Source organism: Streptomyces sp. H27-D2 (genome assembly GCF_035828615.1).
GTDB lineage: Bacteria > Actinomycetota > Actinomycetes > Streptomycetales > Streptomycetaceae > Streptomyces.
The window spans coordinates 91,595-110,879 of the sequence record NZ_JAYMZR010000001.1 but is presented as its reverse complement, the minus strand read 5'-3'; the positions used below and the strand labels follow the sequence as shown (position 1 = coordinate 110,879).

The following is a 19,285-nucleotide window of genomic DNA, read 5'->3' as shown; positions in this document are numbered from 1 at the left end:
GGCATGGCGGACACCGTGCGGGAGATCGAGCGGAAGTACGAAGCCGACGACGACAGCCGACTGCCCGGGCTGACAGGCGTCGCCGGGGTCGCGACCGTGGCCGAGCGGGGCGTGGACGCCCTGGACGCCACCTACTACGACACAGCCGGGCAGCGGCTGGCCGCCGACGGCATCACCTTGCGCCGCCGGACCGGCGGCGACGACGCCGGCTGGCATCTCAAGCTGCCGGTGGAGCCGGGCGTCCGGGACGAGATCCGGGTCCCGCTGGGCGAGGCGGAGAAGCCCGACGATCCGGTGCCGGCGGAGCTGGCGGGGCTCGTACGGTCCCGGGTCCGCACCGCGCGGCTCGCGCCGCTCGTGCGGCTGCGGACGGAGCGGACCGTACGGCACCTGCTCGACGCCGACGGGGCGCTGATCGCCGAGCTGGCCGTCGACCGGGTCGGCGCGCAGCGGCTGTCGCCGGATGGGCAGGGCGTGGGCGAGCAGGTTCGGTGGGCCGAGGTCGAGGTGGAGTTGGCCGACGGGGGCGACCCGCGCGTCCTCGACGGCATCGAGGCGCGGCTCGTCGCGAGCGGGCTGCGGCCCGCGAGCGCCCCTTCGAAGCTGGCCAGGGCGCTGGCCGAGACGGAGCCCGGACGGCCGGCGAAGCCGGACAGCAAGGGAAACGTCCGCAAGTCCAGGGCGGAGTCGAAGTCGCGGTCGAAGCCGAAGCCGAAGTCCGCGTCGAAGTCCGGCTCGAAGTCCGCGAAGGCCACCGCCGGTGATCACGTCCTCGCCTTCCTCCGCACCCAGGTCAGGGCCGTCATCGAGCTCGATCCCGCCGTCCGCCGCGACCTTCCCGACTCCGTGCACCGGATGCGGGTCGCCACCCGCAGGCTGCGCAGCGCGTTCAAGTCGTACGGCAAGGTCCTCGACCGGGAGGCGACGGACCCGGTCGGCGAGGAGCTGAAGTGGCTCGCCGGCGAGCTGGGAGTCGACCGGGACCGCGAGGTGCTCACCGAGCGGTTGCGGCAGCGGCTGGCCGAGCTGCCGGGGACGCTGCTGATGGGGCCGGTGCAGAGCCGGCTGCGGATCTGGTCCGGGGTACGGCGGGCCGGCTCGCGCGAGGCGCTGATCACCGTCCTCGACAGCGGGCGCTACCTGACCCTGCTCGACTCGCTGGACCGGCTCGTCGCCGCCCCTCCGCTGCTGCCCGCCGCCGCCGGTCCGCCGCGCACGGTGTTCCCCAAGGCGGTGCTGCGCGACTACCGCAGGCTGGCCGGGCGGGTGGACGCCGCACTCGCCATGGAGCCGGGGCCCGAGCGCGATCTCGCGCTGCACTCGGCGCGCAAGGCCGCCAAGCGGGCCCGCTACTCCGCCGAGGCGGCCCGGCCGGTACTGGGCAAGCCGGCGAAGCGGTTCGCGAAGCGGATGAAGGCGGTGCAGCAGGTGCTCGGCGACCACCAGGACAGCGTCGTCGCCCGGAGCACCCTCCGCGAGATCGCCGTGCAGGCGTACGCGGCGGGGGAGAACCCCTTCGCCTTCGGCGTGATGTACGGCAGGGAGCGCGAACAGGCCGACCTGCGGGAGCTGGAGCTGCCGCGGACCTGGCGCGCCGCCTCCGGTAGGAAACTCCGGTCCGCGCTGGGGTGACGCGCGCCGGGGTGACGCGCGCCGGGGTGACGCGCGCCGGGGTGACGGAAGCCGGGCGGGCGCGAGGGGGCGGAAGCGGGAGGGCCCGCGCTCCCCGAACACGGCCCGCGCGCCCGCGCGAACACCGGTGCTCGCCCTGTTCGCGGGGGCAGTACCCTGGATGGTCACCCCCATACCGGAGCCCTGTCCGCCTGTGCCCCTTCAGAGAGACGCCGAGATGCCTGTCGAGTCGGTCTTCCCGCGCCTGGAAGCGCTTCTCCCGCACGTCCAGAAGCCCATTCAGTACGTCGGAGGGGAGCTCAACTCCACCGTCAAGGACTGGGACGCCTGCGAGGTGCGCTGGGCGCTCATGTACCCGGACGCCTACGAAGTCGGGCTGCCCAACCAGGGCGTCATGATTCTTTACGAGGTGCTCAACGAGCGCGAGGGCGTCCTCGCCGAGCGCACCTACAGCGTCTGGCCCGACCTCGAAGCCCTGATGCGCGAGCACAAGGTCCCGCAGTTCACGGTGGACGCGCACCGCCCGGTCAAGGCGTTCGACGTGTTCGGCCTGAGCTTCTCCACCGAGCTCGGCTACACCAACATGCTGACCGCCCTGGACCTCGCGGGCATTCCGCTGGAGTCCGTGGACCGCGGCCTCGACGACCCGATCGTGATCGCGGGCGGGCACGCGGCCTTCAACCCCGAGCCGATCGCGGAGTTCATCGACTGCGCGGTCATCGGCGACGGCGAGCAGGCCGTTCTGGAGATCACCGAGATCGTCCGGAACTGGAAGGCGGAGGGCCGGCCCGGTGGCCGCGAGGGAGTGCTGCTGCGGCTGGCCAAGACGGGCGGTGTCTACGTCCCGCGGTTCTACGACGTCGAGTACCTGCCGGACGGCCGGATCGGGCGCGTCGTGCCCAACACCTCCGGCGTGCCGTGGCGGGTCTCCAAGCACACCGTCATGGACCTCGACGAGTGGCCGTACCCGAAGCAGCCGCTGGTCCCGCTCGCCGAGACCGTGCACGAGCGGATGTCCGTCGAGATCTTCCGCGGCTGCACCCGCGGTTGCCGTTTCTGCCAGGCCGGCATGATCACGCGCCCCGTGCGGGAGCGAAGCATCACCGGCATCGGCGAGATGGTCGAGAAGGGCCTCAAGGCCACCGGCTTCGAGGAGGTCGGCCTGCTGTCGCTGTCCTCCGCGGACCACAGCGAGATCGCCGACATCGCCAAGGGCCTCGCCGACCGCTACGAGCAGGACAAGGTCGGCCTGTCGCTGCCGTCCACCCGCGTCGACGCGTTCAACATCGACCTCGCCAACGAGCTGACGCGCAACGGCCGCCGCTCCGGCCTCACCTTCGCGCCCGAGGGCGGCAGTGAGCGCATCCGCAAGGTCATCAACAAGATGGTCACGGAGGAGGACCTGATCCGTACGGTCTCCGCGGCCTACAGCAACGGCTGGCGCCAGGTGAAGCTGTACTTCATGTGCGGCCTGCCGACCGAGACCGACGAGGACGTGCTGCAGATCGGCGACATGGCGGTCAACGTCATCGCCAAGGGCCGCGAGGTCTCGGGCCAGAACGACATCCGCTGCACCGTCTCCATCGGCGGCTTCGTCCCCAAGCCGCACACGCCCTTCCAGTGGGCGGCGCAGCTCTCCGCCGACGAGACCGACGCGCGGCTCAAGAAGCTGCGCGAGAAGATCCGCGGCGACAAGAAGTACGGCCGCTCCATCGGCTTCCGCTACCACGACGGCAGGCCCGGCATCGTCGAGGGCCTGCTCTCCCGCGGCGACCGCCGCACCGCCAAGATCATCCGAGCGGTCTACGAGTCCGGCGGCCGCTTCGACGGCTGGCGCGAGCACTTCAGCTACGACCGCTGGATGACGGCCGCCGCGAAGGCGCTGCCGCAGTTCGGCATCGACGTGGACTGGTACACCACCCGCGAGCGGACGTACGAGGAGGTCCTGCCCTGGGACCACCTGGACTCCGGGCTCGACAAGGACTGGCTCTGGGAGGACTGGCAGGCCTCACTCGACGAGACCGAGGTCGAGGACTGCCGCTGGACGCCCTGCTTCGACTGCGGCGTCTGTCCGCAACTCGACGTCGACATTCAAGTCGGCCCGACGGGCGTGAAACTGCTGCCGCTGACCGTGGTGAAGTAGGCGCGATGAGAGCGGTGAGGTAGCGGGCGCGAGCGCCGCCGCAGTGGGAGAGGTCCCGTCGATTCGACGGGGCCTCTTGCGTTTTTGATGGATGCGGCTCCAGAAGAAATGTTTCTGCATGCGCCGCCGGAAGGTATCTTATTCATGTGGCCGCATCTATCCGTGGCTCTTCATTGGAGGTGGCGGCGATGGCCAAGACGATGATTGACATCGATGAGGAAGCATTGGCGTTCGCGGCCGAGGTGCTCGGCACCAAGACCAAGAAGGACACCGTCAATGCCGCGCTCACCGAAATAGGAGCCAGGCGGCGCCGGGAGCGGGCCCTCGCCGAGCTGCTGGCGATGGCTGACGACGGAGTGTTCGACAAGGCGCTCGAACCCGGATTCAAGAAGGAGGTCAGGGGAACGTGGCAGGAGCCGGAGCGGATCGCTTCCTGATCGACACCTCGGCAGCCGCGCGCCTCCGGCGTCCGGGTGTGGTGGAACGCTGGTCCGACGAGCTGAGTCAGGGACGCGTCGGTATGTGCGATCCGACGGAGGCGGAACTGCTCTTCTCAGCCCGCTCGGTCGCGGAGTGCAAGCAGCTCGGCGACCGGTTCGCGGCTATATATACCTGGCACAGCGTCCCTGAGGACGCGTGGCAGCGGGCGAGGGAAATGCAACTGACGCTGGCCCAGGCCGGCTGTCACCGCTCGGCAGGCGTCGTGGATCTCCTCGTCGCGGTCACAGCGCTGCACCACCGCCTCACGCTGCTGCACTACGACCGCGACTTCGAGACCATCGCGCGGCACACCGGCCTGCAGACCCACTGGCTCGCCGAGCCCGGCGCGATCGCCTGACATCCTGGCGTCGCCCCTGGCGATCTCACCGTCCGCACCGCCCTTGAAGCGCAACCGCACGGGGCGGTGCGGCGTGTATGCAGTGATAGTCACCACGAGGGACGTTCACAGGAGTACGGCATGACGCCGGGAGACGACGGGCGACGTGATGCGATATCGCTCGTCAAGGACGACGGACGACCGGCGGGGCGCGAGCCCGAGGCGGAGCGGTTTGAGCCCGGCGGGGGCTGCCTGACCACAGTCATCAGGATTCCGGTGCGGATCGTGGTGCTCGTGCTGGTCCTGCCGGTGCGGATGGTCTGGGACGCGCTCGTCGCCTGCGGCAGGTTCCTCGACAGAGCGCTGCTGCGCCCGGTGGGCCGCGCGCTCGGTTGGCTGGGCCGCACGCTGATCGTGACGCCCCTGGCGTGGATCGGCCGGAACCTGATCGCCGCGCCGCTGGCCTGGACGTACCGCCATCTGCTGACGCCCCTCGGGCACGCCGTCGCCTGGCTGGCGCGAGGCGTCGGCGCGGGCCTGGCAGCCGCCATCGACGGGCTGAGCGTGGCGCTGAGATGGCTGGGCAAGGCGCTGTTCGTGTGGCCGTGGGTCGCGCTGTGGCGGTATGTGGTGGTCCCGGTCGGGCGGGGCATCGGCTGGGGGTGCCGGAACCTGATCCTGCTGCCGCTGGTGTGGGTCGCGCGATATCTGATCGTGGTGCCGCTGGCGTGGATCGGCCGGTACCTGATCGCCGCGCCGCTGGCGTGGACGTACCGCCGACTGCTGACGCCCCTCGGGCACGGCATCGCCCAACTGCTGCGCGCGAGCGGCCGCGGCGCGGGGGCGGCGGCCCGCTGGGTCTGGCGCACGCTCGTCGTGCTGCCGCTGGCCTGGCTGTACCGGCGGCTGCTCGTCCCGATCGGCCACGGCGTCGTACTGGCCGTGCGCGGGCTGGGCGTGGCCCTGGCATGGCTGGGCGTGGCGCTGTTCGTGTGGCCGTGGGTCGCGCTGTGGCGGTATGTGGTGGTCCCGGTCGGGCGGGGCATCGGCTGGGGGTGCCGGAACCTGATCCTGCTGCCGCTGGTGTGGGCCGGGCGATATCTGATCGCCGCGCCGCTGGTCTGGATGTACCGCCACGTGCTGACCCCGCTCGGCCACGGCATCGCCGCCGCCGTCGGCTGGACCGTGAAGTGGCTGTTCGCCGCCCCGGCCGTCGCGCTCTGGCGCTGGGTCGTGAAACCCGTCTGTCACGGCGTGGCCGTCGTGCTGCGCGAGGTCGCCGGGGCGTTCGGCCACGGCTGGCGGATCGCGGGCCATGTCTCCCGGGCGGTCGGCCGCTTCCTGGGCCTGCTGTTCCGGTGGGTCTTCGTGGAGCCCTTCCGGTGGGCCTGGCAGTCCGTGGTCAGGCCGGCAGCCCGCGCGGTGCGCGACACCGTCTGGCGCCCCGCCGCGCAAGCCGTACGGGACGCGGGCCGGACCGCGAGGCTGGCCCTGGCGACCGCGCGGCAGACCGTGCGGCAAACCCGCGCCGAGATCCGCCGGGCCCTGTTCGGCGCCCCGGCCCGGCCGGCCGCCGAGCCGCCGGCCGAACCCTCCGGGGAACCCGTTCGGCCCGGGACACGTACTCTAGGTAGCAGTACGACCGCACTCACGAAGGACTGAGCGACACTGGGCAAGCGACAGCCCGAAGGCCCGCCGCCCGCACCCGCGGTGCAGCGCATCCGACTGCGATACACCAAGCGCGGCCGCCTTCGGTTCACCAGCCACCGTGATTTCCAGCGCGCATTCGAGCGGGCGCTGCGCCGGGCGAAGGTGCCGATGGCGTACTCCGCCGGCTTCAGCCCCCACCCGAAGGTCTCGTACGCCAATGCCGCCCCCACCGGCACCGGCAGCGAGGCCGAGTATCTGGAGATCCAGCTCACCGAGCAGCGAGATCCCGACACCCTGCGGGAGCTCCTCGACGAATCGATGCCCACCGGCCTCGACATCATCGACGCGGTCGAGGCCCGCACCACCGGGCTCGCCGACCGCTTGCAGGCGTCGGAATGGGAAATGCGCCTCGACGGGGTGGAACCCGCCGAGGCCGAGCGGGCCGTGGCCGCCTTCCTGGCGGCCGAAACGGTCGAGGTGCAGCGCCTCACCAAGAACGGCCTGCGGACCTTCGACGCACGCGCCGCGGTCGCTCACCTGGAAGCACGCGCGGGCGGTGCCGACGGGGACGATAGGCCAGGGGCCACCGGCTGTGCGATACTGCGGCTGGTTGTTCGGCATCTGACACCTGCTGTACGACCTGACGACGTCCTGTCCGGCCTCCGAGCTACGGCCGACCTGGCGCCGCCGGTCCCCGCAGGGGTGACCAGGCTGGCGCAGGGGCTGCTCGATGAGGAGACCGGCACGGTAACCGACCCGCTCGCGCCCGACCGCGAGGCAGTCACAGCCGCCGCACCCACGGCCGCCGGATTGACCTCCTCCTAGCTTCGCTGGGGGAAACCTCGCGACGGCGCCGGATTGGTTCCGCGTAGGACAGCCGTCGCTGCGCAGCCGAACGACCAGGGAGCCACCCGGGTCCGGCAAGCGCACTGACCAGGAGACTTTTCGCCGAGGCCGAACATCCGGCCACGGTGAGCGAGACGACAGCTCCCGTGTGGCGCCCGCGCCCCGGAGGGCGGCACCGCGCACATCACGCGGGCCGTGACCGGATCAGGCCCGGCGCCCGGGAGCGTGACGGGAGAACCGCCCGCATGCTCGAACCGATTGAGCCCGCAGAGGCCGCGCGTAACACCGCCGCCGCTGCCGACAGCTCTGACACCAGCCCCAGCGACACCTTGCCGCCGCGCCGTAGGCGCCGCGCGGCATCCCGACCGGCGGGACCGCCGGTCGGAGAGGTCGCCGAAGCAGCCGCGCCGGCCATACCGGCCGCGCAGACCTCCGAGAGCGCCCCCGCGCAGGCGACCGCCGACTCCGGCGATCCCGCAGCCGGGACGAAGCCCGCACGGGCCCCGCGCCGCGCGAGTCGCTCGGCCGCCGCGCCACAGGCGGCGGATACGGCAGCCGAAGCGCAGCCCGCCGCAGCTCAGACCCCCGACCAGGCCCCGGCTCCGGCCGAGACCGCCCCGTCGGCCGACGACGCCGCGCAGGGCCGGCCGCGCCGCCGCGCCACCCGCAAGGTCACCGCTCCGGCGGGCGCCCCGCAGGCGGGCGACGCCGACGCGACCACGGACACCAGCGGAACCGCTGGTCCCCATGACACGACGGCCACGACTGCCCCGACTGCCCCGACTGACACGGCCGTCCGCGCCGAGTCCCCCGCAGCGCCCGCCGCCTCCGGCGACGCCGCTGTCGAGGAGGCCTCCGCCGGTCGTCCGCGCCGTCGCGCCACCCGCAAGGTGACGGCCCCGGCCGGCGCCCCGCAGGGAGGCGACGCCGTAGAGACGGCCGCCGCTCCCCAAAGCGCCGCACCGGTCGAGGCCCCGGCCCCGGCTGTTTCCGATGACGCCGCCTCCGAGGAGGCGTCCGGCGGTCGTCCGCGCCGTCGTGCGACCCGCAAGGTGACGGCCCCGGCCGGCGCCCCGCAGGAAACCGAAGCCGCGCCTGAGCCGGTCGCCGCCGCGCGGAACGTCGCACCGGTCGAGGCCCCGGCCCCGGCCCCGGCCCCGGCTGTTTCCGATGACGCCGCCCCCGAGGAGACGTCCGGCGGTCGTCCGCGTCGCCGCGCCACCCGCAAGGTGACGGCCCCGGCCGGCGCCCCGCAGCCGAGCGGCACCGTGGACGAGTCCGGCGCCCAGGCCGTACAGCCCGCCCAACCCGTACAGAGCGCGGAGCCGGTCGCTGAGGCCGAGCAGCCGCGGCAGACGCGCCGGACCCGTAAGCGGGTCGAGGCCGAGGCCGCGGCGGACGCCGCGCAGGTGCGTGACGACGAGGCCGCCGCGCCCGTCGCCGAGCAGACCGTCGCCGACTACGTCGAGGACGGCCCGCGTGGCCGCTCGCGTCGCCGGTCGAGCCGTCAGTCCTCGGCGCCCGCCGGTGCGCCGGAGACGGCGCGGGCCGAGCAGACAGAGGCCGAGCCGGTCGCGGAGGCCGCGCCGACGCGCGGTCGCCGTCGTGCCGTGCGGCCGCCGAGCGCCGTCTTCCAGGCGCCGGTCTTCACGGAGCCGATGTTCCAGACGCCGGAGAGCGCCGCGTTCGCCGCCGCCGTCGCCGGTTCGGACGACGAGGCCGACGAGCAGCAGGCCGAGGAAGAGACCGAGGAGTCGGTCGAGGCCGCCAGGCCCGCCGAGGCGAAGCCCGCCGCGGGCTCGCGCCGCCGCCGTCGCCGGGGCGGTGCGCCCGAGGCCGAGCAGGTCCGTGACGACGAGGCCGCCGCGCCCGTCCAGGAGCAGCCGGCCGCGGTCGAGGAGAGCACCGAGGCGGCCGACGACGGCGAGGCCGAGCAGGCCGAGCACGATGACGACAACGAGTCGGACGACCGTCCGGCACGCCGCCGCCGTCGCGGTGGCCGTCGTCGCCGTCGCGGCGAGTCCGCCGAGGGCGAGGAGCACGCCGACGAGCACTACGGCGACTCCGACGGCCAGGAGCGCGGGCAGGAGCGCGACGAGCGCTCCTCCGGCGAGGCTGCCGACTCCGGCGACTCGCAGGAGCCCGAGGACGCGGACGGTTCCGATGACGAGTCGGACGGCGGCTCCAGCAGCAGCCGTCGCCGTCGTCGCCGTCGCCGTCGCAGCGGTGACTCCGGCGAGCCTTCCGGCGGTGGCACCGGCCGGGGCGACGCCGACGCGGACGACCCGGAGCGTACGGTCGTCAAGATCCGCGAGCCGCGCGAGGCCAGGCCCAAGAGCGAGCCCGGTACCGGCTTCGACGAAGTGACGTCCATCAAGGGCTCGACCCGGATGGAGGCGAAGAAGCAGCGCCGCCGCGAGGGGCGCGAGCAGGGCCGCCGCCGGGTGCCGATCATCACGGAGGCCGAGTTCCTGGCCCGTCGTGAGGCGGTCGAGCGGGTGATGATCGTCCGTGAGAACGGCGAGCGCACCCAGATCGCGGTGCTCGAGGACGACATCCTCGTCGAGCACTTCGTCAACAAGGAGCAGGCGACCAGCTACGTCGGCAACGTCTACCTGGGCAAGGTCCAGAACGTGCTGCCGTCCATGGAGGCCGCGTTCGTCGACATCGGCAAGGGCCGCAACGCGGTGCTGTACGCCGGTGAGGTCAACTTCGACGCGCTCGGCATGGGCCACGGCCCGCGCCGCATCGAGTCCGCGCTGAAGTCCGGCCAGTCGGTCCTGGTGCAGGTCACCAAGGACCCGATCGGCCACAAGGGCGCCCGGCTCACCAGCCAGGTGTCGCTGCCCGGCCGCTACCTGGTCTACGTGCCCGAGGGCTCGATGACCGGCATCAGCCGCAAGCTCCCGGACACCGAGCGCTCCCGGCTGAAGCAGATCCTCAAGAAGATCGTCCCCGAGAACGCGGGCGTCATCGTGCGCACCGCCGCCGAGGGCGCGAGCGAGAGCGAGCTGGCCCGCGACGTCGAGCGGTTGCAGGCGCAGTGGGAAGAGATCCAGAAGAACGCGAAGACCGGCAACTCGCCTTCGCTGCTCTACGGCGAGCCGGACATGACCGTCCGGGTGGTCCGCGACATCTTCAACGAGGACTTCACGAAGGTCATCGTCAGCGGTGACGACGCCTGGCAGACCATCCACGGCTATGTCGCGCATGTGGCCCCGGACCTCACGGACCGGTTGTCGCGCTGGACCTCCGAGGTCGACGTCTTCGCGACGTACCGGATCGACGAGCAGCTGCTGAAGGCGCTGGACCGCAAGGTCTGGCTGCCGTCCGGCGGTTCGCTGGTGATCGACCGCACCGAAGCGATGATCGTGGTCGACGTCAACACCGGGAAGTTCACCGGTCAGGGCGGCAACCTCGAAGAGACGGTCACCAAGAACAACTTGGAGGCGGCCGAGGAGATCGTGCGTCAGCTGCGGCTGCGCGACCTCGGCGGCATCATCGTGATCGACTTCATCGACATGGTGCTGGAGAACAACCGGGATCTGGTGCTGCGGCGGCTGCTGGAGTGCCTGGGCCGGGACCGCACCAAGCACCAGGTGGCCGAGGTCACCTCGCTCGGCCTGGTGCAGATGACCCGTAAGCGGGTCGGCCAGGGTCTGCTGGAGTCCTTCTCCGAGACCTGCGTGCACTGCAACGGCCGCGGCGTCATCGTCCACATGGACCAGCCGTCCACGATCGGCGGCGGTGGCGGCGGTGCCGTCAGCAAGCGCGCCAAGAAGAAGAACAAGTCCGGCAACGGCACGCAGGACCACGAGACCGACGCGCACGAGGCCGACCACGTGCACGAGTACGCCAACGACGTGCTCGAATCGGCGGTCGCCGAGTCGGAGTCCGAGGCGGAGGTGGCGGCCGAGGTCGCCGCGCCGATCGCGGTGACCGAGGACTTCGTGCCGGACGACGAGCTGTTCAGCAGCGCGGCTGAGGCCGAGGCCGCGGCTTCCCGCGGTCGCGGCGGCCGTCGTCGCGCGAGCCGTAAGGCGTCCGCTCCGGCGGGTTCGCCGAAGGCGGGCGCGGCCGACAGCGCCATCGTGGTGCCGCAGGCCGCACCCGAGGTTCCCGAGCCGGCGGCGCAGGCACCGCAGGCGCCCGCCGCTCCGGTGGCCGAGGTGCCGACCGCCGAGCCGGTCGAGGCGCAGGCGGCCCCGGCTGCCGACGCCGAGGAGGCCAAGCCGGTGCGTACGCGCCGTCGGGCGACCCGGAAGGCCACCGCCCCCGCGGGCTCGCCGAAGTCCGCCGACGAGTCGGCCGCGGTCACGGTGACCGAGCCGGCCGTCCAGCCGGCGGAGCAGCAGCCGGACATGGCACCGGAGCCGCAGCAGGCACCGGAGCCCGCTTCTGATTCCGGAGCCGAGCAGTCGGCCGAGGGCTCGGATTCGGCCGAGGCCGCTCCGGCGAAGAAGGCGGCCCGTAAGACGGCCGTCAAGAAGGCCCCGGCGAAGAAGGCGGCGGCCAAGAAGACCGTCGCCAAGAAGACGACGACGGCGGCGAAGAAGACCGTCGCCAAGAAGACGGTGAAGAAGACCGCGGCGGCGGAGCAGCAGACCCCGCCGGCCGTCTCCTCGCCCACCGGCGACGCTTCGTCCGAGTGACTGATCAGGTCCCGGGCCTTTGGGCCCGGGACCTGGTTTGACCCCCCGGTCAAGGCCCCGTAACCTTGGCCGCTGGCGTATGAATCGCCAACCCCCTGAGCAAATCCCTCCCGGTCCGCCGGGAGAGGCCGCTCGTCCTCATGGATTCCCGCGGGCCCCTGGTCCGAGGTGAGCGGCTAGCATCAAGGGCCCCGTTTCGAGCAGGAGAGTGAGATCCGCGTGTACGCAATTGTGCGTAGCGGCGGTCGGCAGCACAAGGTTGCTGTCGGCGACGTCCTCGAAGTTGACAAGATCACCACCGCTGGCGTGGGTGACGCGGTCGAGCTCTCGACCCTGCTCGTCGTCGACGGGGACTCTGTCACCAGCGACCCGTGGGTGCTGGCGGGCGTGAAGGTCCAGGCCGAGGTCGTGGACCACCACAAGGGTGTCAAGATCGACATCCTGAAGTTCAAGAACAAGACCGGTTACCGGAAGCGTATTGGTCACCGTCAGCAGTACACGGCGATCAAGATCACGGGCATCGACCCGGCTGCGAAGTAAGGGACTGAGCACACATGGCACACAAGAAGGGCGCATCGTCCACTCGGAACGGTCGCGACTCGAATTCTCAGCGGCTCGGCGTCAAGCGCTTCGGCGGCCAGGCCGTCAATGCCGGTGAGATCCTGGTCCGCCAGCGTGGCACCCACTTCCACCCGGGCACCGGTGTGGGCCGTGGCGGCGACGACACGCTGTTCGCGCTGGCCGCAGGTGCGGTTCAGTTCGGCACCCACCGTGGTCGCAAGGTCGTGAACATCGTTCCGGTCGCTGAGTAATCAGCTTCGGCTCGACACAGCACCACACTTCCGAGGGCGGGCCTTACTTCCTGTCGCGCACTGCGCGCGGGAAGCAGGTCCGCCCTCGGCTTGTTGGTAGTACTGAGAACTGTGCTGCGGAACGGCAGTACAGCGGCACAGAAGTAATTCCCGTATGCACAGCAGGAGGCTCCCGCAATGACCACCTTCGTGGACCGCGTCGAACTGCACGTCGCCGCGGGTAGCGGGGGCCACGGCTGCGCCTCCGTTCACCGTGAGAAGTTCAAGCCGCTCGGCGGCCCGGACGGCGGAAACGGCGGCCGCGGCGGCGATGTGATCCTGGTCGTCGACCAGGCCGTCACCACGCTGCTCGACTACCACCACTCGCCGCACCGCAAGGCCACCAACGGCAAGCCCGGCGCCGGCGACGCCCGCTCCGGCGGCGACGGCAGCGACCTGGTGCTGAAGGTGCCGGACGGCACCGTCGTGATGACCAAGGACGGCGAGCTGATCGCCGACCTCGTCGGCCACGGCACCACCTACGTCGCGGCCCAGGGCGGTCGCGGCGGCCTCGGCAACCAGGCGCTCGCCTCGGTCCGCCGCAAGGCCCCCGGCTTCGCGCTGTTCGGCGAGCCGGGCAAGGACCAGCAGATCGTCCTGGAGCTCAAGACCGTCGCCGACGTGGCGCTGGTCGGCTACCCGAGCGCCGGCAAGTCCTCGCTCATCTCGGTGCTCTCGGCCGCCAAGCCGAAGATCGCCGACTACCCCTTCACGACGCTGATCCCGAACCTCGGTGTGGTGACGGCCGGCTCGACCGTCTACACCATCGCCGACGTGCCGGGGCTGATCCCGGGCGCGAGCCAGGGCAAGGGCCTCGGCCTGGAGTTCCTGCGACACGTCGAGCGCTGCTCGGTGCTGGTGCACGTGCTGGACACCGCGACGCTGGAGTCCGAGCGCGACCCGCTGACCGACCTCGACATGATCGAGACGGAGCTGACGGAGTACGGCGGCCTGGAGGGCCGGCCGCGGCTGATCGTGCTCAACAAGGTCGACATCCCGGACGGCCAGGACCTGGCCGACATCATCCGGCCGGACCTGGAAGCCCGCGGCTACCAGGTGCTGGAGGTCTCGGCCGTCTCCCGGCTGGGCCTCAAGGAGCTGTCCTTCGCGCTCGCGAAGATCGTGTCGGACGCGCGTGCGGCGAAGCCCAAGGAAGAGTCCACCCGGATCATCATCCGGCCGAAGGCCGTGGACGACACGGGCTTCACCGTGGTGCCGGAAGAGGGCTTCTTCCGGATTCTGGGCGAGAAGCCCGAGCGCTGGGTCGGCCAGACCGACTTCTCCAACGATGAGGCCGTCGGCTACCTCGCCGACCGGCTCAACCGGCTCGGCGTCGAATCGGGCCTGGTCAAGGCCGGTGCCAAGGAGGGCGACGAGGTCGTCATCGGCAACGGCGAGGACGCGGTCGTCTTCGACTGGGAGCCGACCATGGCGGCGGGCGCGGAAATGCTCGGCCGGCGTGGCGAGGACCACCGCTTCGAAGCCCCGCGCCCCGCGACCACCCGCCGCCGGGAGCGCCCGGAAGAGGAGCAGGACGACGCGCAGAGCGAGTACGACGGCTTCAAGCCGCTGGGCTAGCCGCCGCACCAGCTCCGCCGCACCCACTCCCGTACGGCCGTGAGGCCCGCCCGGGACGCCTGTGAGCCCCCGTCGTAGCGCGGGCGGCCCTCCGGGCGGCGCGAGGCGCGGCGGGACGGTACGCGGCACATGCGAAGGGCCCCAGGAGGATTTCCTCCTGGGGCCCTTCGCATGTCCTACGGGCCGGTGTCCTACGGGCTCACGCCGCCGGGGCGCGGTCCGTACGGACGCCGGTGGTCCGTACGGACCACCGGTCAGACGGTGGCCGACTCCTCGGCGGCGTCGGAGCTGTCCGAACTGTCGAGGCTCCGGCCCGTCTCCATCTCCATCTCCTCCGCCGCGTCGGCGGCCTCGCCCTCCCGCTGGGAGGGGAGGCTCGCGAACCGGGTCGACATCCGCTCCCGGCGCTCGTCGGCCTTGGCGCTCAGCGCGAGCGCCGCCTCGTTGAAGCGGACCAGGGACGGCGGGTCGGACGGACCGAGCAAATGCTCCTTGAGCTCGGCCCGCTCGGCCGCGTAGGCGTCCAGCGCCGGGTCGCGGACGGCGGCGAGCAGCGCGCTCAGGCCGGTCGCCTCGGGGCTGAGGATCGCGGCGGCCCGTACGGTCGGGAAGGCGGCCCGGAAGTCGCTCTCCGCCAGACCGCTGGTGTTCGCGACCGCGTACGGCTTCTCGCTGATCAGGTAGTCCGAGATGACGCTCGACACATCGCTGATGAGCAGGTCGGCCTGGTTGAAGCAGGTGTAGATCGCCGGGCGGGCGTCCGTGATGATCTGATGCTCCCAGGCCGGGAAGGACGCCCAGTAAGCGGCTTCCCATGCCCGGGTGGCCTCCGCGACGGCCGCGGCGCGGCTGCCCTCGGGGGCGCCCTGGAGCATCATCCGCTCGGCCTCGTCCGCGCTGCGGCGGAAGGCCGTGGTGGTGAGCTGGACCAGCTCCTCGTGGCGGCGGACCCGCTCGGCGAGGGCCTCGGGGCCGGGGCCCTCGCCGTCGCGGCCGGTGTTCGCCTCGACGATCATCGCCTTGATCCGGACGTTGGCGCCGCCCGCGCGCGGGTCCACCGAACCGGTCATCGGGTGCGGCTTGTAGAGCAGCCGAACCCCGGGGTCGGCGAGCAGTTCGCGCACGATGTTCTCGCCGGCCAGGATCACCGAGGTGTTCCCGGGGTCGTCCGTCCAGCCCTCCCAGGTGGGGGCGTACAGCACGGTGGTGAACTCGCCGGCCGGCGCGCCCGTGTACGGCTGGATCGGGGCGAGCTGCGGACGGCCGACCTCGACGACGTCCTTGTCCTCGACGCCGATGTCGGCGTCCTGGTAGCGGTCGCGCGCGGCCGGACCCGCCACCCACAGCTCGTCGTACGCCTTCGCGTACGGGTTGCAGCTGGACAGCTTGTCGCTCTCACCGTGGTTGGTGAACGCGTGCTTGATCGACGGGATGCGCAGGACCTGCGAGGTCTTACCGGAGTTGGCCGGGTGCAGCATCATCTTCAGCGTCGAATGTTCGAGGTACATCAGGTGCGCGACCTTGGGGATGCACAGGATCGGCACATCGGTCGCGTCGATCTTCTGCACCATGAAGCGCTCGCGCAGCACGATGATCGGGTTGCCGTCCAGCGCGGCGAGCGTGGAGAGCCACATGTTCGCCTGGTACGCCGAGCTGGTGCCGCCGGAGAAGTACATGCCGACGGTCGGCCGGTAGTCCGCGAGCCAGTCGTTCAGCCACTCCAGGACCTTCTGCTCGTGCGCGGCGCGCTTGCGCGGCAGCAGCCAGCTGCCGAGGTGGATCGTGCCGCCGACGGCGAGCACCAGGGCGATGAGCAGGCCGATCCCGCCCCAGTAGGCGTCCGTGGTGGCGGCGGTGATCAGCAGGCCCACCGTGGTGGGGACCGAGAAGCGCAGCAGTCTGCGGCCGGCCTGGCGGGCCAGCAGCCGCGGCGGGGCGGGGGTGAGCCGCAGCGCGGAGGCGTCGATGTTGCGGGTCAGTATCGGCAGCGTGCGGCTGCGCCGGACCATGACCGCGATCGCCTGGCACGCGAAGTGCGCCAGGTAGAACGCGAGCAGGCCGACGGTGAGCGGCGACTGCTCGTGCAGCGGATTGATGCCTTCGATCCGCAGCAGTCCGGCGAGGATCAACATGTCGCGGAGCAGTTGGCGCACCGTGACGTCGAAGCGGATCTTGCCCAGTAGCGAGAGCAGCCCGGGTTGTTTCTGCTGTAGGTAGAGGTCGAGCGTGAGTCCCGCTGCCGAGGCGGCGATGAACAGCTGTAGCTGCGGCAGCAGTGCGCCGACGAGCTGGGCGGTGAAGAACACCAGCATCGCGAGCAGCGCCGTCAGCTGTACAGCTCGGCGGGGGACGGATCCGGCAGAAAGCACGGGGTGGGCTCCTGGCATGCAGGCGGGCGGTCGGGTGGAGACAGGGCCGGGGCGGCCGGAGGCGGCCGGGTGCGGTCGTCTGGGGGCCCCGCGGGGACGCCGGAGCGTTTGCGGGGGAGGTCGACCACCGACCGTATGACGGCTGTGGCCCTGGTGACAATCCGCTGTGGTATCAATCACCGCGAATAGGGGCCAAAGGAAGGCGTCCGGGAGACAACCTCGGGCTCCTGAATCCCGTCCACTCCTCGAAACCCGCAGGCGGCGGCGGGAGCCGCTGCCGTAGATTGCGAGCCGGACAGCGGCACGACGGGCGAATGCAGGGGTAACAGCGTGACATCGGCACGGCAGGACGTCAGGGACGCCCGCAGGATTGTTGTCAAGATCGGCTCGTCGTCACTGACCACCGCATCGGGTGGCCTGGACGCGGACCGGGTGGACGCACTCGTTGACGCGCTGGCCAAGGTGCAGCGCGGCGGAGCGGCGGAGGGCTCGGGGCCCAAGGAGATCGTGCTGGTCTCCTCCGGCGCCATCGCGGCCGGGCTGGCGCCGCTGGGGCTCGCCAAGCGCCCGCGCGACCTCGCCCGGCAGCAGGCCGCCGCCAGCGTCGGCCAGGGACTGCTGGTCGCCCGCTACACCGCGTCCTTCGCGCGCTACGGCCGCCGCGTCGGGCAGGTGCTGCTGACCACCGACGACACCAGCCGCCGCGCCCACTACCGGAACGCCTACCGGACACTCGACCAGCTGCTGTCCATGGGCGCCGTGCCGGTCGTCAACGAGAACGACACGGTCGCGACGGACGAGATCCGCTTCGGCGACAACGACCGCCTCGCCGCCCTCGTCGCCCACCTCGTACGGGCCGACCTGCTGGTGCTGCTCTCCGACGTGGACGGGCTGTACGACGGCGACCCCAGCACCCCGGGCGCCACCCGGATCGACGAGGTCACCGGGCCAGCCGACCTCGCGGGCGTCTCGATCGGCAGCGCGGGCCGCGCGGGCGTCGGCACCGGCGGCATGGCCACCAAGGTGGAGGCGGCCAGGATCGCCGCCGCGGCCGGCATACCGGTCGTGCTCACCTCGGCCGTGCACGCCGGCGACGCCCTCGCCGGCCGCCCGACGGGAACGTACTTCCGCCGTACCGGACGCCGCTCCGCCGACCGGCTGCTCTGGCTCGCGCACGCGTCCACCCCGCGCGGCTCGCTGACCCTGGACGACGGGGCGGTGCGGGCGGTGGTCGAACGGCGCAGCTCGCTGCTGCCCGCGGGCATCGCGGCCGTCGCGGGGGAGTTCATCGCGGGTGACCCGGTCGAGCTGCGCGACACCGCGGGGCGCCCGGTGGCCAGGGGCCTCGTCAACTTCGACGCCAAGGAGATCCCGCTGCTGCTCGGCCGCTCGACCAGGGACCTCGCACGCGAGCTCGGCCCGGCGTATGAGCGCGAGGTCGTACACCGGGACGATTTGGTCGTGCTGGAGCACTGACGGGCGTCAATGAGGGGCAAGAAGGGCTGAAAGTCCAGCCTTTCCACGGACACCTTGCGGAAAACGGCCACGGGAGACCCTCCGGGCTGGTCAACTTTGTTGTAGGGGGCCTCGCCGCCCATGACGGACAGCCCCCTCGAAAGCACCACCGCCGGCACCCGAGGGTCAGCGCACCACAGCCGGCGGAACAGCCCAAGACGGCACCACCGCCAGCGCTACGGACAGCAGCACACGGCTCCGCCCGCGGGTGAGCGGAGCAGTCATACGCATATCAGGAGGCCGCCGGTGAGACGAGGGCGCCCAGCGGGAGTCCCCCGCGGGACGGCGGAGCGGACACTGACCAGCGTCGGGACCGGCGACCGGGTCGAGGTGACCGGCCCCGTCGCTGGTACGGAGGCAACAGCGGGACCTGGCGCGGAGAGCCGCGAGGCATCCCGGCTGTGGCACATCACGCTCAGCGTCTCGGGGGCCGAGGCCCCGCTGACGGATATCCGGCGGGCTCTGGAAAAGCTCGCGTACGACCATCCCTTCTTACTGACCAGCCGCTACGCCAACGACCACGCCGAGATCCGCTACTGGGAAGAGGCGCGGGACCTGCACGACGCCGCGGCGGTCGCCCTGCGGCTGTGGGGCGAGCACCGTTCCACCGCGAAGCTCCCGCCGTGGGAGATCGTCGGCCTGGAGGTCATCGACAGGGAGACCTACCACCAGCGCATCGCGGAGGGCTACGGGCCGCTGCCCGCGGCGCCGGTCGGCGTCCATCCGTTCTAGTGCCCCTCCTGGCAGGCTTTGCCCCCGTCGCAGACATTGCCGGTCGCGGCACTGGTCCATCCGTCGCAGCGGCCGGTCCATCCGCTCCGGATCTCGCGGGCCCCGCGGGCGCTCCCGCTGGGACCCGCGTCTCGCGGAGCGGGATACCCGATGGCGCCCGCCCTGGGGCTCAGTAGGCTGCGCCCATGACCAGCGCACGCACTTCGCCCCTGGCCGAGCCCCAGTCCGGTTCCCCCTCGCAGTCCACCCCGCAGTCCCCGGTGCTTCAGGCCGCGCGGCGCGCCAAGGCCGCCGCCGCCGACCTCGCCCCGCTGCCACGGGCGGCCAAGGACGCCGCGCTGAGTGCGATCGCGGACGCGCTGGAGGCGCGGACCCCGGAGATCGTCGCGGCGAACGCCGAGGACGTCGAGCGCGCCAGGGCCGCCGGCGCCGGCGAGTCGATCGTCGACCGGCTGACCCTGACCCCGGAGCGGGTCGCGGCCATCGCCTCGGACGTACGG

General features: G+C 71.9%; 13 protein-coding genes and 1 pseudogene. 13 read left to right on the top strand and 1 reads right to left on the bottom strand.

Going from position 1 to position 19,285, the window contains the following annotated elements; translation table 11 throughout:
* Nucleotides 1–3 precede the first annotated feature (3 nt).
* From QMK28_RS00510 to obgE, 10 genes are all read left to right on the top strand, one after another.
* Entirely contained in the window at nucleotides 4–1,632 is a 1,629-nt protein-coding gene (locus QMK28_RS00510) for a CYTH and CHAD domain-containing protein (RefSeq protein ID WP_326434899.1), read from the top strand.
* A 217-nt stretch (nucleotides 1,633–1,849) separates the two neighbouring features.
* A complete protein-coding gene (locus QMK28_RS00505; RefSeq protein WP_326434898.1) occupies nucleotides 1,850–3,775 on the top strand; it encodes a TIGR03960 family B12-binding radical SAM protein in 1,926 nt (641 codons plus the stop codon).
* Between the two features lie 188 nt (nucleotides 3,776–3,963).
* On the top strand, nucleotides 3,964–4,212 hold the full coding sequence (locus tag QMK28_RS00500; protein WP_326434897.1) for a type II toxin-antitoxin system VapB family antitoxin: 249 nt from the start codon (nucleotides 3,964–3,966) through the stop codon (nucleotides 4,210–4,212).
* The gene (locus tag QMK28_RS00495; RefSeq protein ID WP_326434896.1) at nucleotides 4,182–4,613 is read left to right on the top strand and encodes a PIN domain nuclease; all 432 of its coding nucleotides are present in this window, start codon (nucleotides 4,182–4,184) and stop codon (nucleotides 4,611–4,613) included. Before QMK28_RS00500 ends, QMK28_RS00495 begins: the two co-directional genes overlap by 31 nt.
* Before the next feature lie 120 nt (nucleotides 4,614–4,733).
* Nucleotides 4,734–6,254 carry a hypothetical protein gene (locus QMK28_RS00490; protein WP_326434895.1) on the top strand — a complete coding sequence of 507 codons (1,521 nt, stop codon included), beginning with the start codon at nucleotides 4,734–4,736 and terminating at the stop codon, nucleotides 6,252–6,254.
* Nucleotides 6,255–6,302: 48 nt separating this feature from the next.
* A complete protein-coding gene (locus QMK28_RS00485) occupies nucleotides 6,303–7,067 on the top strand; it encodes a TIGR03936 family radical SAM-associated protein (RefSeq protein WP_326434894.1) in 765 nt (254 codons plus the stop codon).
* A gap of 266 nt (nucleotides 7,068–7,333) precedes the next feature.
* A complete protein-coding gene (locus QMK28_RS00480; protein ID WP_326434893.1) occupies nucleotides 7,334–11,740 on the top strand; it encodes an Rne/Rng family ribonuclease in 4,407 nt (1,468 codons plus the stop codon).
* A gap of 219 nt (nucleotides 11,741–11,959) precedes the next feature.
* The gene (rplU, locus tag QMK28_RS00475) at nucleotides 11,960–12,280 is read left to right on the top strand and encodes a 50S ribosomal protein L21 (protein ID WP_326434892.1); all 321 of its coding nucleotides are present in this window, start codon (nucleotides 11,960–11,962) and stop codon (nucleotides 12,278–12,280) included.
* 14 nt (nucleotides 12,281–12,294) lie between these two features.
* On the top strand, nucleotides 12,295–12,552 hold the full coding sequence (gene rpmA, locus QMK28_RS00470) for a 50S ribosomal protein L27 (RefSeq protein WP_326434891.1): 258 nt from the start codon (nucleotides 12,295–12,297) through the stop codon (nucleotides 12,550–12,552).
* Nucleotides 12,553–12,729: 177 nt separating this feature from the next.
* Nucleotides 12,730–14,169, top strand: coding sequence for a GTPase ObgE (obgE, locus tag QMK28_RS00465; RefSeq protein WP_326434889.1), 1,440 nt, complete (start codon nucleotides 12,730–12,732; stop codon nucleotides 14,167–14,169).
* 254 nt (nucleotides 14,170–14,423) lie between these two features.
* Here the strand turns inward: obgE and QMK28_RS00460 are convergent, their stop codons facing one another.
* Nucleotides 14,424–16,556, bottom strand: coding sequence for a hypothetical protein (locus QMK28_RS00460; RefSeq protein WP_443050476.1), 2,133 nt, complete (start codon nucleotides 16,554–16,556; stop codon nucleotides 14,424–14,426).
* A 312-nt stretch (nucleotides 16,557–16,868) separates the two neighbouring features.
* On the opposite strand from QMK28_RS00460, the gene proB reads away from it, so the two are divergent.
* From proB to QMK28_RS00445, 3 genes and pseudogenes are all read left to right on the top strand, one after another.
* A complete protein-coding gene (gene proB, locus QMK28_RS00455) occupies nucleotides 16,869–18,014 on the top strand; it encodes a glutamate 5-kinase (RefSeq protein WP_326434887.1) in 1,146 nt (381 codons plus the stop codon).
* A gap of 285 nt (nucleotides 18,015–18,299) precedes the next feature.
* Nucleotides 18,300–18,785 carry a hypothetical protein gene (locus QMK28_RS00450; protein WP_326434886.1) on the top strand — a complete coding sequence of 162 codons (486 nt, stop codon included), beginning with the start codon at nucleotides 18,300–18,302 and terminating at the stop codon, nucleotides 18,783–18,785.
* A gap of 185 nt (nucleotides 18,786–18,970) precedes the next feature.
* A pseudogene (locus QMK28_RS00445) lies at nucleotides 18,971–19,285 on the top strand (glutamate-5-semialdehyde dehydrogenase); the annotation flags it as partial.

Coding starts and splice junctions, on each gene's coding strand:
- QMK28_RS00500 (WP_326434897.1), top strand. CDS start 3,964: ATGGCCAAGACGATGATTGACATCGATGAGGAAGCATTGGCGTTCGCG.
- obgE (WP_326434889.1), top strand. CDS start 12,730: ATGACCACCTTCGTGGACCGCGTCGAACTGCACGTCGCCGCGGGTAGC.
- QMK28_RS00510 (WP_326434899.1), top strand. CDS start 4: ATGGCGGACACCGTGCGGGAGATCGAGCGGAAGTACGAAGCCGACGAC.
- QMK28_RS00460 (WP_443050476.1), bottom strand. CDS start 16,556: ATGCCAGGAGCCCACCCCGTGCTTTCTGCCGGATCCGTCCCCCGCCGA.
- QMK28_RS00490 (WP_326434895.1), top strand. CDS start 4,734: ATGACGCCGGGAGACGACGGGCGACGTGATGCGATATCGCTCGTCAAG.
- rpmA (WP_326434891.1), top strand. CDS start 12,295: ATGGCACACAAGAAGGGCGCATCGTCCACTCGGAACGGTCGCGACTCG.
- QMK28_RS00505 (WP_326434898.1), top strand. CDS start 1,850: ATGCCTGTCGAGTCGGTCTTCCCGCGCCTGGAAGCGCTTCTCCCGCAC.
- QMK28_RS00480 (WP_326434893.1), top strand. CDS start 7,334: ATGCTCGAACCGATTGAGCCCGCAGAGGCCGCGCGTAACACCGCCGCC.